The sequence below is a fragment of the Planococcus sp. A6 genome (genome assembly GCF_028823615.1).
Classification (GTDB): Bacteria; Bacillota; Bacilli; order Bacillales_A; family Planococcaceae; genus Planococcus.
Genome location: NZ_JAPEHT010000243.1, coordinates 1 through 1514 on the forward strand (window position 1 = coordinate 1; position 1514 = coordinate 1514).

At 44.5% G+C, this 1514-nt stretch carries 1 protein-coding gene; it reads left to right on the plus strand.

Annotated elements, in window-relative coordinates; translation table 11 throughout:
• The first annotated feature begins 166 nt into the window (after positions 1 to 166).
• The gene (locus ON064_RS18190; RefSeq protein WP_274625868.1) at positions 167 to 1036 is read left to right on the plus strand and encodes a DMT family transporter; all 870 of its coding nucleotides are present in this window, start codon (positions 167 to 169) and stop codon (positions 1034 to 1036) included.
• Positions 1037 to 1514 lie beyond the last annotated feature (478 nt).

Here is a 1514-nt window from a genome sequence, read left to right on the forward strand (position 1 = left end):
CTTTTTTTGTCGTGAAAAATAGCTAGGGAAACTTTTTTAAATTTCTTTCAAACAAGCAACTGGAAAAAGTTTGGGAGATTATTTTGCTGGCTATAGTAGGGGAAATGGAAAGCGCACCGCTGTAGGCAGTGGCTGGCAAAAATGCGAATAGATAGGAGCTTGCTTTATGAAGTTTTCTGGAAGCGCGATGATCATTTTGGCAGCAATTTGTTGGGGGGCTACGGGAGGCTTGGCAGACATCCTCTTGAGTAAGGGATGGAATCCATTGGTCATTTCTTTTTACCGCGGCGCCGTTGGCTTGGCGTGTTTTGTTGTTTGGTTTCTTTTAAGCAAAATAGAAAAAAGGGATTTTTCGCTTCGTTTAATCTTGTGGTCAATTGTAGCGGGTATCGGCGTAGCTGGAAACTTTACATTTTATTTTTTGAGCATCGAGTCGACCAGTGTTCCAATTGCAGCGACCTTGATGTATACCGCGCCATTGTTTGTCCTGCTTATTTCTTTTTTGTTTCGATTGGAAAAATCGACTTGGTTCAAATGGGGATGCATCTTCAGTGTTTTGGCAGGCATCGTGCTATTGACTGAAGCATATGATACGGGGTCTTCCGCGGTCAATCTCATTGGTGTCGCCACCGGTCTCGGAGCAGGGCTCTCCTATGCGTTATTCATTTTCGGGTTCAAAAATGCTTCTGAAAACGGCAAGCCGCAAATGGTATTGACTCTGGCTTTTGTTGCTTTCTGTATCGTTTTAGCTTTTTTTGTAGATGTCCAAGAAGCAACTTCTGTGTTTAGTTCCAGCGATGTTGGATGGTTTATTGCAATCGGGATTGTAGGCGCTGGCCTATCTTTTGCGCTCTATACGATTGGCATCGAACGGACCGCGCCTTCTACTGCTTCCATCATTGCGATGGTAGAACCCGTGACCGCTTCGTTATTTGGTCTGGTTTTGCTCGGCGACGAGCTGGCCATTGTCCAAATAATCGGCATGATTATTATTCTTTTGACGATTACGGTGTTGAGTGTGAAGAACGGCGATTGACTGCCAGCTTGTAGGGGGAATGAAATAAGAAGTTATTTACTGTAGGTCGCTTTGCGTCAAGATGATAGTGAGGGTTTGCTTGTGGGAATTTTCCCGCGTTTGAATGTTGTTTCATCGCAGTAGTCGCCGCCTTGCTTTGGGTTGGCCTTTAGCAGCAAGCCAAGAAGAACGCTTGTCTTACTGCGTCGGCTCACCCTGAATGCATGGCGGCTTAGAGATTTCGTTGTGTGGAGTTTGTTCAAATGGATCTGCTTCAATATGCAGTTGCCGGCTAGTGGGGGAATCGCTTCCTGAGATGTGGCATCTGATGAATTAGTACTTGAACCGAATATCTTGTTGGAAGATTAGGTCGAAAAACCGTATTCTCTTTGCTACAAAAGATATGAGGTGCAAAGCATGACGCATTTCCACATTTTTAATTGAGTGTACATGAAAAATTCTTTTGCTTCTAAAACTAGAGACGGAGTGGAAGGGGGCT

What these genes read in the sequence shown, in the direction of transcription:
- ON064_RS18190 (WP_274625868.1), top strand. Translation starts at nt 167, where the DNA reads ATGAAGTTTTCTGGAAGCGCGATGATCATTTTGGCAGCAATTTGTTGG.